This is a genomic window from Staphylococcus saprophyticus subsp. saprophyticus ATCC 15305 = NCTC 7292 (genome assembly GCF_000010125.1).
Classification (GTDB): Bacteria; Bacillota; Bacilli; order Staphylococcales; family Staphylococcaceae; genus Staphylococcus; species Staphylococcus saprophyticus.
Genome location: NC_007350.1, coordinates 1825257 through 1839613 on the forward strand (window position 1 = coordinate 1825257; position 14357 = coordinate 1839613).

Genomic DNA, 14357 nt, shown 5'->3' on the forward strand with positions numbered 1-14357 from the left:
AGCTTTTTCTATCTTCGTTAATTTAGTTGACACTGACTTGAATTTCAATATCGATTGATTCTTTTAAAGCCTTAGAATATGGACAATAGTTATGCGCTTTTTCAACATAAGTTTCTGCTTCTTCCTGAGTCATATCAGTTAACGTTACATCTAATTCTGCAGCTAATTTAACACCACCGTCATTCTTGTCTGGTAATAAATAAGCTGTCACACTTACTTCTGGTTCAATCGTGCCTTTACTATCGCTTTTTAAAATATGCATAAGTGCATTGTTAAAACATGCACTGTAACCTGCTGCAAATAGCTGCTCGGGATTAGATTCTGTTACGCCATTACCACCCATCTCTTTCGGCACTGCTAAATCCTGATAAAATGTATTATCTTCACTAAATACTTTACCATCTCTTCCACCATTGCTAATCACTTTTGTTTCATATAAAGGTTTGACCATCTTAAAATCTCCTTTTAAAATTATATTATTTTTTTATACAATCAACATTAATTCATTATTAATATAACATTATTTTTTTGTGATTAACAAAAATATGATTTGAGCTATTTTATAGAATTGCAAACACTACTTAATTCACTTACTTTAAACGCACAAAAAAACACCGCAATCCCAAAAAGGATTACGGTGTTTAAAACAAAGTTTTATATTACGGAAACGGAGGGATTCGAACCCTCGCGCCGCTCTCGCGACCTACACCCTTAGCAGGGGCGCCTCTTCAGCCAACTTGAGTACGTTTCCAATGGCTCCACAGGTAGGACTCGAACCTACGACCGATCGGTTAACAGCCGATAGCTCTACCACTGAGCTACTGTGGAATAATGGGTTGCTCTAATCAAGCACAAATATTATTATATCAACTCTCGTTAAATTTTCAAGTAGTAAACGTAAAAAAATATGCGGAATATTTACACTAAATTAATATAATATTCCACATATATCATTTTTACATGCTTACGTCGCCAAATTTACTATGATTTATTTTCAAATAATGAATATTTTGCTAATGCTTCATAAATATTTAATTGAGGTTTTGTATAATCAATAGGAGATTCTGGATCAAAGGTAGCAACTCTTGCTGCCCTATCCATCATATAGTAATAATAAATACCATTTAGGTATTGATGATGCATGCTATGTGCTGAAATGTTAGCTACAATTGTTTGATTATCTACAAATGTCACTTTACATTTCTTTTCTTTTAGTGGTTTGATTTGGTGAACATAATGAATATTAATCCAAGTATTTTCTTCTTTTCTATCAGAGTGCGTTGGGAAAAAATAAGTAGGAAAAAGTGGAGTAAATAAAATTGGGGGTTTACTGCTTATGCCAGTAATTCTCATCGTATCTTCTTTCTTAAAATTATAACTACTACCATAAAATCTACACGATCGATCAATAATCTTTGGAACACGTTCTTTTAGAACTTTGCTGTCATCCTTATACTTTAAAAGATAACTACCTTCATACTTACCAGTTGATAAACTGCATGGTTGTAAAACCATATCCCCTTTTTTAATGATATAGGGTTGAATCATATTTTTACCTCCTTATATATTATGGCGACAATCAAATAATATAATACAAACATCTTAAAATCAACTTATATAATAATAATTTTTATAAATTTTCTACAATTAATTTTTAGTATCTATACTTTTGCATTAATTTATTTTTTGTAAAGTTGCATTTTACACTTATTTTTTCGGAAAAGTCTGAATATTCATTGATTTAAAAATTAAAACCTTGTATACTGTATATAAATATAGATAGAGGGGCTGTGTTGATTATGAAACATAATACACATGTAAAGTACAATACACTAGAATCATTTGTATCTACGATTAATGATTTAGGCATTGAATTGATCATAGATGAATCATTGCGGAACGTCCGTAAGCAAAAATTGGAACAACTCATTGATAATGCTTTAAAAAATAAAAACGAGAATGATTTCAAACGCTATACTGAAGAATACAAAAATTTGGAGGAATTTCTCGTTGGTTAATTTATTGTTTTGTTACTTAAAATAAGGTCTATTCCCTACTTAAAATTAAGATAGAGAATAGACCTTTTTATATGTTATTTATTATGACATTAATCTGATTAATTCGTAGCGTTCAATATCACCAAAATAATGATAAATATCGTAATTTGAAAGTGCTTCTTCTATACTATCGAATTCATGCATTGTACCCTCTAGTGCATTTTCTAATTCAGTTATGTCCCCTTCACCGAAAAAGTCACCGAAAATTTTTGCATGCTCAATCCGACCTTTTTTTACATCTAATTTTATTTGAACGAAACCTTTTTCAAATTTTTCTTCTCTTTCAAAATTATATTTTGGATTCCTACCGTAATTCCATTCCCATGTACGGTATTTTTCATTACTTAGTTGTTCAATTTTTTTCCAATCGTCATCAGTTAATATATATTCTTCTACTTGCGTAGCTTCTCCAAAAATTGTTTTTAAAATTATTTCCTTAAATCGATCAATATCTAAAGGTTCATCTAAAAACTCAGAAATATTGGCTACTCTGCTTCTTACTGATTTGATACCTTTCGATTTAATCTTTGCTGGATTAACTTTCAATGCATTTTGGACTTCATTCAATTCACTATTTAGCATTAATGTGCCATGACTAAACATACGATCCTTTACTTTGACCATAGCATTACCTGATATTTTTGCACTACCTACTTGAATGTCATTTCTACCACTCATGTCAGCATCAACGCCTAATGATTGTAATGCCTCAACAATCGGCTCTGTGAATTTTTTGAAATTATGGAAACTGTTACCATCATCATCAGTTACAAAACTAAAGTTTAAATTGCCTGTGTCATGGTATACTGCTCCTCCACCAGATATACGTCTAACGACATCAATGCCGTGTTCGTCTATATATGGTTGATTCACTTCTTCAATTGTATTTTGATTTTTCCCAATAATAATCGAAGGTCTATTTACATAAAACAAAAAATAACTATCATCTTTTGGCATATTTTTTAAAACATATTCTTCCATTGCCAAATTTAATGTTGGATCTGTAATGTCGTTGTTACTAATAAACTTCATCTACTGCACTCCTTTTCCATAAATATATGCCCTTACCCTATTTATGCTATATTTTCACAAAAATTGCCAATCATTCACTTTGATATTTTGCTAAAAATTGAAAATTGTTTTACATCATGCAATTTAATGGTTTTTTGTTTATTTGTCTGCCGATTTTTTGTATAATACTATCTAGTTAGCATTTCTAGGGAGGACTAAAAATGACTGTTGCAGAAGTGGGAAATATCGTAGAATTTTATGACGGCTTAAAAGGTCGAGTTGAAAAAATTAATGACAACTCAGTAATTGTTGATTTAACAATTATGGAGAACTTCGAAGAACTAGACTTGCCAGAAAAAACTGTCATTAATCACAAACGATACACAATCGTCGAACAAGAAGGATAGTTAAAATGAATAGAATTTCTAAGGCACTAATTTGGTTTGTCGTAAGTTTCATAGTATTCCACATTATTCTTTTGGTAATGTGGGGCGAGAAACAAGAATATTGGTATCTTTATACGGGCATTATGCTAATTGCTGGTATCAGTTATATCTTTTATCAGAGAGATATTGAATCTAAACGTTTACTCACATCACTAGGTGTGGGCATTATTACTGGTATTGTATTGATTATTATTCAACTTATTATCGCAGCAATTGCTTCTGATATAAAATATGCTGAATTAATCAAAGAACTCACACGTACGGGTGTCTATTATAAATGGCAAATGTTAGTAACATTAGTCTTTGTTATACCTTGTCATGAGCTTTACATGAGAACTGTTTTACAAAAAGAATTAATAAAATTAAATATCCCAAGTTGGTTAAGTATTATAATTACAGCATTATGTTCTGCTTCATTATTTTACTATCTTGACAACTTATGGATTGTTTTCTTTGTATTTATTGTACAAATGGCACTTTCATTAAGTTATTTCTATACACGTAGAATAGCAACAACTGTTGTAGCTCAAATTGTAGCAGTTGTTATCTTATTAATATTCAACGTATAAACCTATACGATTATTAATAAACGTTGGGACTTCAATACCCTTCTCAAATGAAAAGGAGTCTGAGACATAAATAGTTGTCTCAGACTCTTTTTCATTTAGGCAGCAGATGACTGAATTGAAAATGTAAAGTCTCACTGATTTAAAGAACTACTTTTTCAATTTATGAAAATCAGTAGTTCTTATGCATAAGCCAAAGCTTATGTATTCTGCATAAAATTCTAGGAGACTTATGCATGGGCTTTAGCTCAGATAAACATTTCAATCCTAGTCATCCTTGCCTTGATTGCATACGTGGGACTACGAAATCTCTATTTAAAAATTTGATTTCTGTCCCACTCCCCTTTCGTTATTAACATTTTGCACTTTTGGAGATTCATTCAAGCTATTGAAAGTTAGCGATACAAAACGATATTTATACAATGCGCCCGAGAGTCAGGATGTTACAACATCATATAATCTTTAATTTAATATTCTAAATAAAGATACTTTCGTATAATTTTGCAAAAAGTAAAGAAAACGTCAATTTCTATATTATCTCAATAGAAATTGACGTTTATTTTTAGTCAAAGTTACTTATATACTAGACCTGCTTATATTAAAACTTCAAATGTCTGTTTTTGTTTTATTTTATATTGGTCATCTTTCAAATTTCGTGAAATCAATTCAACCATCGTAATTTCACCTGTTTCATGAATAACTGCTTGCTCTAAATATTGTTTATAATTTCTGTAGCAATAATCTGTCATACTTACGCGATACATATGATCTAATGTTATATTATTTAATTGAACTCTTTCAAATGGCAATGCATTCATATCAATTGTATAGTCCACACCTTGCCAAAATGTACAGAGTGTTTCATCCACAATAGTTAAGCTTAACGAACCTCCACTAAATTCAATATGTGCATAACAATATTCTAAAATTTCTTTTATTTGTTGACCTTTCAAAGTTAAATCAATTGGTACATCTGGATGAGGATATGCATTATATAATGCCTCATTAGTAATTTGTCCAGATAATCCAGTTTCGCCGCTTGTAGGCAAATGGACACAGGAAATATCATAATCAAATTTGCGACGTATACTATCATGTAATAGTTGGGTAAATGCATGGGGTTTGGTAATCACGTCATCTAACCCATCAATATGTGCATCTATATCTTTATTTGTTAAAATTTCTTTTCCCCAATGTTCAACTGTTTTTCGATCATAATAAGTTAAATCTAATAACGCTTCATCTTCTTTATATTCATTTAAATCAACGATTTTTGATTCTACATTTTCTAATTCGAATGAATTCGTTCGCTTTTTAAAATTGATTTTCACGTGGATTAACTGTTCTGCATTTTGGCCAGCTTGAACATATAAAGTTTTTTCATCTTTTCCAATAAATGTTTGATGCTGATGACCAGTAATAAGCAAATCGATGACACCTAAGGTTTGCATTAGTTTTTCTGCTTCATTCACATTTTGCTCACGTTCATTTGATGACTTATTAAGCTGATCTAATCCCCCATGATAAATGACAATTAGAAATTCTGGCATCTCTGTTTCGTGAATAAATCGAATCCATCGCTTAGAAGACAGCAAGGTTTTTTCAATTTGTACATCATTCTCCATTTCAAAATGCTCTCTCTCCATTAAACCGTCCGAAGTTAATCCAACGATTGCAATTTTAACACCTTCTATTTCTTTAATTGTATAAGGCGTTGAAAAATAAGGCTCACGTGTTTTCTTATATTCAATATTGGCAGAAAGCCATGGAAATCTCGATAATGAAACTGCTCTAGAAAAGAAGGATAATCCAAATTTGAATTCATTAGGACTAATGCCACTTGCATCATATTGCATGGCGTTCATTAATTTTATCATTGGATGGCGTTTATATGGCGCTACCACAGCGTAGTAAAACGCAGCCAGAGAACCCGCTAAACTCCCGCCACTATCTAGTAAAATGACATGTTCATTTTCTTCTCTTTTCGATTTAACATACGTACCAGCTCGATAGATATTAGAACCATTATCTCCATTTAGAAAATAACTATGCATATCTGAAGTAGCAATAACATCAATTGCAATCTTTTCACTTTTTTTCATATGCCTCTCTCCTCGTTAATCACAGTTTAACATGTTTTTAAATTACGTCGATACTAATATCTTATCTTCATTATTTATAACTATATTAAAAATAGATAATTAAAAAACACTTAATTGAATTTGTCGTTCAACTAAGTGTTTTTTTAGGATTCTATGCTCATCACATTATCCAATTTGCACACGTTCTTTTGGATAATGGAATTTATCTGGTTCTCTACGTCCACCAATCATTATAATAAAGCTAATTAAACCTACACGTCCGATAAACATTAATATCATAAGTGTAACTTTCGACATATCATTAAAATCGCCAGTGACACCTAATGATAACCCACACGTTCCGAACGCAGACATCACCTCAAAAAAGCCTTGAAGAAATGAAATTTTACCATTCTCAACAACTAATATAAAAATCGTCGCTGCAAAAGTTAAAATACCTGCCATTGTGAACACTGCAAATGATCGTTGAACATCTGTTGTATGTATCTCACGATTAAATGCTTTAATTGACAATTTCTCGCTATTATTATTAAAGTTCAATAAAAATAAGATTAAAATTGCAAATGTTGTTGTTCTAATACCACCACCGACCGAGCTTGGTGATGACCCAATAAACATCAAGATGCTCATAATCACGTTCGTACCTTCACCAAAATGACTTACATCAATTGTCTGTAATCCAGCACTTCTCGTCGTTGCAGATTGGAACAAAGCATAGAATAACGATTTGTGCCAAGACATATTTTGGAATGCATGGTTATATTCAAATAGTAAAATGATAATGACACCAAATACAAATAGTACTAAATACGTTACTGTTGTTATTTTAGCAAATAATGAAAATCTAAAATTAGGGATTCTATTTTTAATATATGCCTTCACTTCAATTAACACAGGAAAGCCAATCGAACCTAATATAATTAAAAACATTACAATGGTTTGCACAAAATAATCATTAGCATATGGAATCAAGGATTGACCGGTAATATCTAAACCACCATTCGTCGTTGCCGATACTGCAACAAAGAACCCTTGCATGATAGCATACTGCAAATCAGGGTTATCTCGATAAAAATAGAACGTTAATAATGCTGCACCAACCACCTCGATTATTAAAATGGTACGCACGATATCGAGAATTAATTTAACTGTACCACTCATTGTATCTTTATTATTATCCAACATAATTAACTGTCTTTCACGCATACCAATATGTTTACCAAGTACTACCCACAACATTGTTCCAATTGCCATTACACCAATACCGCCAATGTTTAGGATGATCATGATGATAATTTGTCCAAACGTCGTATATGTTTCTACAATATTAACTGGTGATAACCCTGTAACACTCACACCTGAAACAGCAACAAACAATGAATCGATTGGGTCTACAGAGACACCTGCTTTATGAACATAAGGTAAGTTCAACAGTAAGAATGCCACGATAATCGCAACTATATAATACATCACAATACCTTGTTGAGGACTTGATTTTTTAAATAATTGATTGAAAATGGACAACGCGTACTCACCTCAACGCTACTTCAATTTAATCTTGATATCTTGCTCTTTACCATCTCTATATATTTTTGCTGGCAATGTATCTAAATCATCTTTATGACTAAAAATAATCTGTCTATATCTTAGATTATCTTCAACTTCTTTACCATCTAATTCTACTATTACATCATTTTTTTGCAACCCAGATTTTTCACCTAAACTATTGTCTTTTACATCTCCAATGACAACACCTTTATTAACCTCTTCAGGTAAGTTAAGGGATTGATGCGTAGCTTCATCCATATCTTTAACATTCGCGATTTTTATGCCAGTATTAGGATATTTAACTTCACCTTTTGCTTCAAGTTGTTTGGCAATAGATTCAGCGTCATTGACTGGGATTGCAAATGCAATTCCTTCAACATGATCCATATCAATTTTTAAAGAAGCTATACCAATCAATTTACCATTTTTATCAATAACACCACCACCTGAATTACCAGGATTAACAGGTGCATCCATTTGAAAAGCGCTCATGAGCACATCATATTGATTATCCTTATCGATATCAACTGGCACATGACGATTTAATCCAGACACGATACCTTCTGAAACACTACCTTTAAAGTCAACACCTAGTGGGTTCCCTACGACAATAATAGGCTCACCGAGGACTAATGTACTGGAATCACCCATTTTAATTGATTTAACATCACTACCTGATTTTATTTTGGTTTTAACTACTGCAATATCAGAAAATTTGTCTGTTCCAATGACCTTACCAATAGATGTATCATTATTACCGTATGTAATTTTTTGTTCCTTTTTATCACCTACAACATGCGCATTCGTCATGATAAAAATAGAGTCGCCCACTTTTTTGTAGACGACACCTGATCCTAATTCATTTTCTTTTCCTGCTTCTTGTGTCTCTTTCTCCGCAGATGAACTATTATTACTTGTATCATTTTCGACTGTTACGATGGAATGAATGGCACTATTCGCACTTTTCATTGTATCTGTATATGTTTTTTCTTTATTAGCATTATCGCTGCTTTGGAATATATTATCCTTCGTGTTTCCATTATGATCTACATTATTAAAGATGGCATTAATTAAGACAATTAACAAAATAACTGCCAATACAATTAGTACTTTCGCCCAGTGTTCTTTGAAGAAATACTTAACTTTATCTATTAAAGTTGGTTGGTCACTATGTCTGTGTTGGTCAGATTTATCATCTGTCTGTCCAGACTTATGATTTCTGGCAATATTGTTATGAACCTTATCTGAGTTATCTTCTTCAATATACTGATTAACCCTTGACTGTTGCGCTTCTTCAGAATAAAAATAATCATCATGTAAACGGTCTTTGTTAGTAGACGCATTTACATCTATATCTGAATCATTTGATATTTCGTTGGTTTTTAAATAACCATTTGTTTCATTTGTCGTTGATGCCACTTCAACATCATCTTTGGCTATATCCGATGTAGGCGAAACTTCTTCTGGTTGTTGCTTAGATACATGATTCAGAGCGTTATCTTCAGATGGTTCAAATTCACTTTCTGAATTACTGCTATTTCGTTTCGTAGCCATTGCTTGTTGCTGCTGAATTTCTTCTTGTGTTAGTTTTTCTATGCGTGCTTTTCTTAAATTTTCTTTAACACGTTCTTCGTTATTCTTTGCTAATTTTTCCGCTTTTTCAGCCCGTTGTTTTCTAGCTTTACGTTCCATTTGGACACGTTGTTCCCGTTCTTCATTGTGAAAATATTCTCGTCTTTTACGACCATATTTCTCTCTTGGGATCACATGTTTTTTATCATTCGCCACAAAAACGCCCCCCTAAACTACATCTTTTCTATACTATCCATTATGACATATCATTAAGGATTTTTCCGATTTATTTTACTAGTACACACAAATATTCATACTGAATTCTATTTTGATTGAGTGTGTAAATGTATTGCAGAAATCGCCAAATTTACTATTTAGCTATTATATTTTCAAATATTTTATCATTTATACCTTAGCTTTGATTATAAGCTCTTTTTATACAAATTTCTAACTTTATCTCATTTTCTCTTTAAATAATTTAAGCAGATATTTTTAAATTTACTTAAACAATCATTATTTAAAATAAACTATTTTCTGCAAACAAAAAACTGAAAAGCACAATGGCTTTCCAGTCTAATAATAAATGATTATTTTTTCTCTTCTTTTTTATTTTGACGAACTGACGTCAACCAACCAATTAGAACTAATAATATCATAACTGTCCAGAAGATAGATTGCCATAAAATACTGTGTGGGAAGTGTTCAGGTAAAATTAAAATGTCTGGGTGCGCTAACACCATAACAACAAGTTTAATACCAACCCAACCAACAATGGCAAATGCCGCGCCTTCTAAACCTGGATATTTGTTTAATAAGTTGACAAACCATGTTGCTGCAAAACGCATAATGATAACACCTATCATACCACCTAAGAACATCACAGCAAATTGACCTAAGTCCATACCACCAAAGTGTATACCAACCGCTGGTAACGTAACTGCTATTGCAAGTGCTGCAAGCATTGAGTCTATTGCAAAAGCAATATCTGCAAATTCAACTTTCAATACTGTACCCCAGAATGATTTAGCACTGGCATGAATTTCTTCTCCATCATCATCAAAATGATGATCGTCGGTACCATCATGCTCTTGCTGATCTTTCTCTTTAAAGAAGGTTATCAAGTTCCGTATTGACATATAAAGTAGATATATCGCACCTAGTGCTTGTATCCACCAGAAATGCGCTATGATACTGATTAAGAATAAAGAAATAAAACGAAATACAAATGCACCAATCAAACCATAAAACAGTGCTTTTTTACGTTGCTCTGGTGGTAAATGTTTCACCATAACAGCCATTACAACTGCATTATCTGCAGCGAGTAAACCTTCTAAAAATACGAGCACTAATAGTACCCATAGATAAGGTAAAATCAAACTTGGATCCATATAGGACAACTCCTTTAATTTTTTAAGCATAAAAATAGAGACCTAAGCTAAGCTAGTGTTTACGTAACTTGCACTTGTCTTCATCATCTATAATGATGTTAAGAACCAACTGGCAATCCATATTCACTATTAGCAAAGGTCTCACTCGACAGTTTTATTCTGCCCACTTTACCGGAAGTTTGATACTTCGTAATGACGATAAAATGACTAAGTTAAAAGATAAATAAGTTGCATTACTTACCATATATAAACGATTGTATGCGAAACTCATATATTTTCAACTAAAGTTAAGTTACTCCCCTCTGACAACTGAGTCATAGGTATTCTATTAATATAGTTATTATACACAAAAATAAAATTTATAACAATCCATATAATTTAATTTCTGGGAACTTCTCTTCAAACCATCTTGTAGCAAATTCATTTTCAAACAAGAATACATAGTTATCGTATATATCTTTTACTAAGATTGAACGTGATGTACTCATTTTATCTTTTATGTCTTCTTCGTTTTCAATCCAACGTGCAATTTTCTGACCAACCGGTTCCATCACTACGTCAACATTATATTCATTTTTCAAACGATGTTCGAATACTTCAAATTGTAATTGTCCAACTGCACCAATGATAATTTGATTTGTATGCAATGCTTTATAATATTGAATAGCACCTTCTTGAACAAGCTGTTCAATACCTTTATGAAAATGTTTTTGCTTCATAACATTTTTTGCAGAAACTTTCATAAACAATTCCGGTGTAAATTGCGGTAGTTCTTGGAAACTGAATTTCTGATTACCACCTACGAGCGTATCACCAATTTGGTAATTCCCTGTGTCATAAAGTCCAATAATATCGCCCGCAACAGCATGATTAACGGTTTCTTTATCATCTGCCATAAACGAAGTTGAACGTGTTATCTTTTGTTTTTTATGTGTACGTTGAAGGGTTACATCCATACCACGTTCAAAAGCACCACTTACAACTCGCATAAATGCAATTCTATCTCTATGTTTAGGATCCATATTAGCTTGAATTTTAAAGATAAATCCTGAAAAATCAAGATCAAATGGACTAACTTCTATATCTTCATTAGTTTGACGAGCATTCGGCATTGGCGCATGATCAACATAAGCATTCAAGAAATTTTGAACACCAAAATTCGCTAGTGCAGACCCGAAAAATACAGGTGTCAAGTCACCGCTTAATAATGCTTCATTATCAAACGTTTCGCCCGCTTCTTCGACAAGCATTAACTCTTCGATTGCTTGAGTAAATGCACTATCGTTTTTCATTGCATGGTCTTCTTCCAACTCATAATCATCATTTAAATGCAGTACATTTTCTTCATCTCTAAAAGGCTCTATTGTGTGAGATTCACGATCGATAATACCAAAGAAATTTTGCCCCATACCTACTGGCCAATTCATTGGGTATGTTTCGATTTCTAATGTAGATTCTATTTCATCTAATAATTCAAAAGGTTCTTTACCGACTCTATCTAATTTGTTAATAAATGTGAAAATAGGTATACCTCTCATTTTACATACTTTGAATAGTTTCAATGTTTGAGGTTCGATACCTTTAGCACAGTCAATCACCATTACAGCACTATCAACTGCCATCAGTGTTCTATATGTGTCCTCTGAGAAGTCTTCATGTCCTGGCGTATCTAAAATGTTGATTTTATAGTGGTCATAATCAAATTGCATCACTGAACTTGTAACAGAAATCCCTCTCTCCTGCTCAACTTTCATCCAGTCACTCGTCGCAAATTTGCCACTTTTTTTACCTTTAACCGTACCTGCTTCTCTTATCGCACCACCGAATAGTAATAACTTTTCTGTTAATGTAGTCTTACCAGCATCTGGGTGAGATATAATCGCAAAGGTTTTTCTTGATTCTACTTCTTCCTTTATACTCATTTATACTCTCCTTTAACTTTCAAATATCCATTTAACGATGTCATCAGCAATTTGTGAAGCTGTTGACTCATCAAGTAACGTAAACAAGTGTATCACAAGTTCCTCGTTCATATCATCTTCATTTAAAGATGAATCGATTTCTAATGACCAATGCATATCAGGAATTGCGATTAACATACATTGATTCACTTTGTTTTCATAAATATACACATGACCAGCTATTTCATTAAAATGTAAATTTTTAATCTTCAAGTGGACCACCACCGAATTTATCATAAGCCGCTTCAAGACCAATTAAATCATCGCGATGTGGCACTTTGACATGTCCAGGCATAATTTGATAAGGCTCACGCCCTTTAGAAGCTAAAACGACAGTATCTCCTGGTTCCGCTATATTGATTGCATGACGAATACCTTCAGCTCTGTCTTCAAATTCAATATAATTATCATGTGTAGCACCTTTTGCTAATTCTTGAGTTAGTGTCTTAGGGGCATCATTAGCTGGATTATCAGGTGTAAAAATAACATAGTCTGCACGACAAGCGACCCGGCCCATTTCTGGCGTCTTCGTTAAATCTCGTTCTCCAGCCATACCACATAAGAATATCAATTTTTGTTTAGCAAATGGTTTAACCGCATCTATCAGTTTATCCATACCATCAGCCGTGTGTGCATAATCTATAATCAAATCTATAGGTAATGACGGATCAAGTACTTCCAATCGTCCTTCAACTGGTTCTAGATTTTCTACCGCATCAACGATATCATTTAACGCAATACCTTTACTCCACACAGCAATCATTGCTGCCATAATATTAGAGACATTGAATAAACCAACGTAAGGTGATTTCACTTGAAACTCACCTTCAGGGGTTTTAAAGGTAAACTGCACACCTTGTAATGATTCATTGATATGATGTGCTGTAAATTGTGCGTCATTTGTCACTCCATATGTAAATACTTCAAATGGTGTAACAGAGGCAAGATATTCTGAAAAAGCGTCATCCTTATTCAATACTACAAACTTTTCTTGTGATAAGTCTTCTCCTAATTGACTAAATAATAATGATTTGGCATGTCCATAGGCTTCCATAGTACCATGAAAGTCCAAATGATCTTGTGTTAAGTTTGAAAAGATTGCTACGTCAAAATCAACGCCTCGTAATCTACCTAATGATAATCCATGACTTGACACTTCCAAAGTCATAGCTTCTGCATTTTTTTCTACTGCTTCATTTATTTTTTTAGTCAGTGAGACTGTTTCAGGCGTCGTATTAGCACCTTTTGATTTATCCTCATTAATTTGAAAGCCGTTCGTACCTAAATAAGCACTTCCTTTACCTAACTTTCTATATATGTGGTGTATCATTGTTGCAATTGACGTTTTACCATTTGTTCCAGTTACACCATAAGTTATCAATTGTTTACTAGGGTAATTGTACAATGTATTTGCCAATAAACTAGCCACACGCAAAGTATCAGGTACGATAACTTGAGTTACATCGCCTGTTATTTCTTGCTGATGGCTAACGATAATCACTTGGCATCCTTGATTAACGACATCTTGGCAGAATTTATGACTATCCACTGTATAACCTTTTGAGGCAACAAACACACTGCCATGTTGTGCCGTACGAGAATCGGTCGTTATATCTGTTATATTTTTTTCTAGTGTGCCGATAACTTGTTTCACTCTTATTTTTTCAAACAACACATTTGCATCCAACATTTATCGCTCCTTTATT

13 protein-coding genes, 2 tRNA genes and 1 riboswitch are annotated in these 14357 nt (G+C 32.8%); of the genes, 3 read left to right on the plus strand and 12 right to left on the minus strand.

Annotated elements, in window-relative coordinates; all coding sequences use genetic code 11:
- Positions 1 to 22 precede the first annotated feature (22 nt).
- The 4 genes from SSP_RS08810 to SSP_RS08825 form a co-directional block, all read right to left on the minus strand.
- Positions 23 to 451, minus strand: a complete 429-nt coding sequence (locus tag SSP_RS08810; protein ID WP_002483731.1) for an organic hydroperoxide resistance protein — start codon at positions 449 to 451, stop codon at positions 23 to 25.
- A 211-nt stretch (positions 452 to 662) separates the two neighbouring features.
- Positions 663 to 751, minus strand: a tRNA-Ser gene (locus tag SSP_RS08815).
- Positions 752 to 753: 2 nt separating this feature from the next.
- A tRNA-Asn gene (locus SSP_RS08820) sits at positions 754 to 828 on the minus strand.
- A gap of 153 nt (positions 829 to 981) precedes the next feature.
- Positions 982 to 1548 carry a competence protein ComK gene (locus SSP_RS08825; protein WP_011303464.1) on the minus strand — a complete coding sequence of 189 codons (567 nt, stop codon included), beginning with the start codon at positions 1546 to 1548 and terminating at the stop codon, positions 982 to 984.
- A gap of 251 nt (positions 1549 to 1799) precedes the next feature.
- On the opposite strand from SSP_RS08825, the gene SSP_RS08830 reads away from it, so the two are divergent.
- Complete coding sequence (locus SSP_RS08830) at positions 1800 to 2018, plus strand: IDEAL domain-containing protein (RefSeq protein WP_011303465.1); 219 nt, start codon at positions 1800 to 1802, stop codon at positions 2016 to 2018.
- A gap of 81 nt (positions 2019 to 2099) precedes the next feature.
- On the opposite strand, the gene SSP_RS08835 is transcribed toward SSP_RS08830, so the two are convergent.
- Entirely contained in the window at positions 2100 to 3089 is a 990-nt protein-coding gene (locus tag SSP_RS08835; protein WP_002483734.1) for a lipoate--protein ligase, read from the minus strand.
- Positions 3090 to 3289: 200 nt separating this feature from the next.
- On the opposite strand from SSP_RS08835, the gene SSP_RS08840 reads away from it, so the two are divergent.
- Positions 3290 to 3475: a YkvS family protein gene (locus SSP_RS08840; RefSeq protein ID WP_002483735.1), complete on the plus strand. Its 186-nt coding sequence runs from the start codon at positions 3290 to 3292 to the stop codon at positions 3473 to 3475.
- Between the two features lie 5 nt (positions 3476 to 3480).
- Positions 3481 to 4083, plus strand: a complete 603-nt coding sequence (locus tag SSP_RS08845; protein ID WP_002483736.1) for a CPBP family glutamic-type intramembrane protease — start codon at positions 3481 to 3483, stop codon at positions 4081 to 4083.
- Positions 4084 to 4673: 590 nt separating this feature from the next.
- Here SSP_RS08845 and SSP_RS08850 read toward each other — a convergent pair.
- The 7 genes from SSP_RS08850 to SSP_RS08880 form a co-directional block, all read right to left on the minus strand.
- Positions 4674 to 6182, minus strand: a complete 1509-nt coding sequence (locus tag SSP_RS08850; RefSeq protein WP_011303467.1) for a bifunctional metallophosphatase/5'-nucleotidase — start codon at positions 6180 to 6182, stop codon at positions 4674 to 4676.
- 165 nt (positions 6183 to 6347) lie between these two features.
- A complete protein-coding gene (locus SSP_RS08855; RefSeq protein ID WP_011303468.1) occupies positions 6348 to 7706 on the minus strand; it encodes a TrkH family potassium uptake protein in 1359 nt (452 codons plus the stop codon).
- An 18-nt stretch (positions 7707 to 7724) separates the two neighbouring features.
- Entirely contained in the window at positions 7725 to 9518 is a 1794-nt protein-coding gene (locus SSP_RS08860; RefSeq protein WP_011303469.1) for a trypsin-like peptidase domain-containing protein, read from the minus strand.
- A gap of 371 nt (positions 9519 to 9889) precedes the next feature.
- Positions 9890 to 10690, minus strand: coding sequence for a TerC family protein (locus SSP_RS08865; RefSeq protein ID WP_011303470.1), 801 nt, complete (start codon positions 10688 to 10690; stop codon positions 9890 to 9892).
- 131 nt (positions 10691 to 10821) lie between these two features.
- Positions 10822 to 11003, minus strand: a riboswitch (yybP-ykoY riboswitch).
- A 46-nt stretch (positions 11004 to 11049) separates the two neighbouring features.
- On the minus strand, positions 11050 to 12612 hold the full coding sequence (locus SSP_RS08870; protein ID WP_002483741.1) for a peptide chain release factor 3: 1563 nt from the start codon (positions 12610 to 12612) through the stop codon (positions 11050 to 11052).
- Between the two features lie 12 nt (positions 12613 to 12624).
- Positions 12625 to 12864, minus strand: a complete 240-nt coding sequence (locus tag SSP_RS08875) for a YueH family protein (protein WP_011303471.1) — start codon at positions 12862 to 12864, stop codon at positions 12625 to 12627.
- Complete coding sequence (locus SSP_RS08880) at positions 12854 to 14338, minus strand: UDP-N-acetylmuramoyl-L-alanyl-D-glutamate--L-lysine ligase (protein WP_041784913.1); 1485 nt, start codon at positions 14336 to 14338, stop codon at positions 12854 to 12856. Before SSP_RS08880 ends, SSP_RS08875 begins: the two co-directional genes overlap by 11 nt.
- Positions 14339 to 14357 lie beyond the last annotated feature (19 nt).

What these genes read in the sequence shown, in the direction of transcription:
- SSP_RS08810 (WP_002483731.1), bottom strand. Translation starts at nt 451, where the DNA reads ATGGTCAAACCTTTATATGAAACAAAAGTGATTAGCAATGGTGGAAGA.
- SSP_RS08840 (WP_002483735.1), top strand. Translation starts at nt 3,290, where the DNA reads ATGACTGTTGCAGAAGTGGGAAATATCGTAGAATTTTATGACGGCTTA.
- SSP_RS08870 (WP_002483741.1), bottom strand. Translation starts at nt 12,612, where the DNA reads ATGAGTATAAAGGAAGAAGTAGAATCAAGAAAAACCTTTGCGATTATA.
- SSP_RS08845 (WP_002483736.1), top strand. Translation starts at nt 3,481, where the DNA reads ATGAATAGAATTTCTAAGGCACTAATTTGGTTTGTCGTAAGTTTCATA.
- SSP_RS08865 (WP_011303470.1), bottom strand. Translation starts at nt 10,690, where the DNA reads ATGGATCCAAGTTTGATTTTACCTTATCTATGGGTACTATTAGTGCTC.
- SSP_RS08830 (WP_011303465.1), top strand. Translation starts at nt 1,800, where the DNA reads ATGAAACATAATACACATGTAAAGTACAATACACTAGAATCATTTGTA.
- SSP_RS08835 (WP_002483734.1), bottom strand. Translation starts at nt 3,089, where the DNA reads ATGAAGTTTATTAGTAACAACGACATTACAGATCCAACATTAAATTTG.
- SSP_RS08850 (WP_011303467.1), bottom strand. Translation starts at nt 6,182, where the DNA reads ATGAAAAAAAGTGAAAAGATTGCAATTGATGTTATTGCTACTTCAGAT.
- SSP_RS08825 (WP_011303464.1), bottom strand. Translation starts at nt 1,548, where the DNA reads ATGATTCAACCCTATATCATTAAAAAAGGGGATATGGTTTTACAACCA.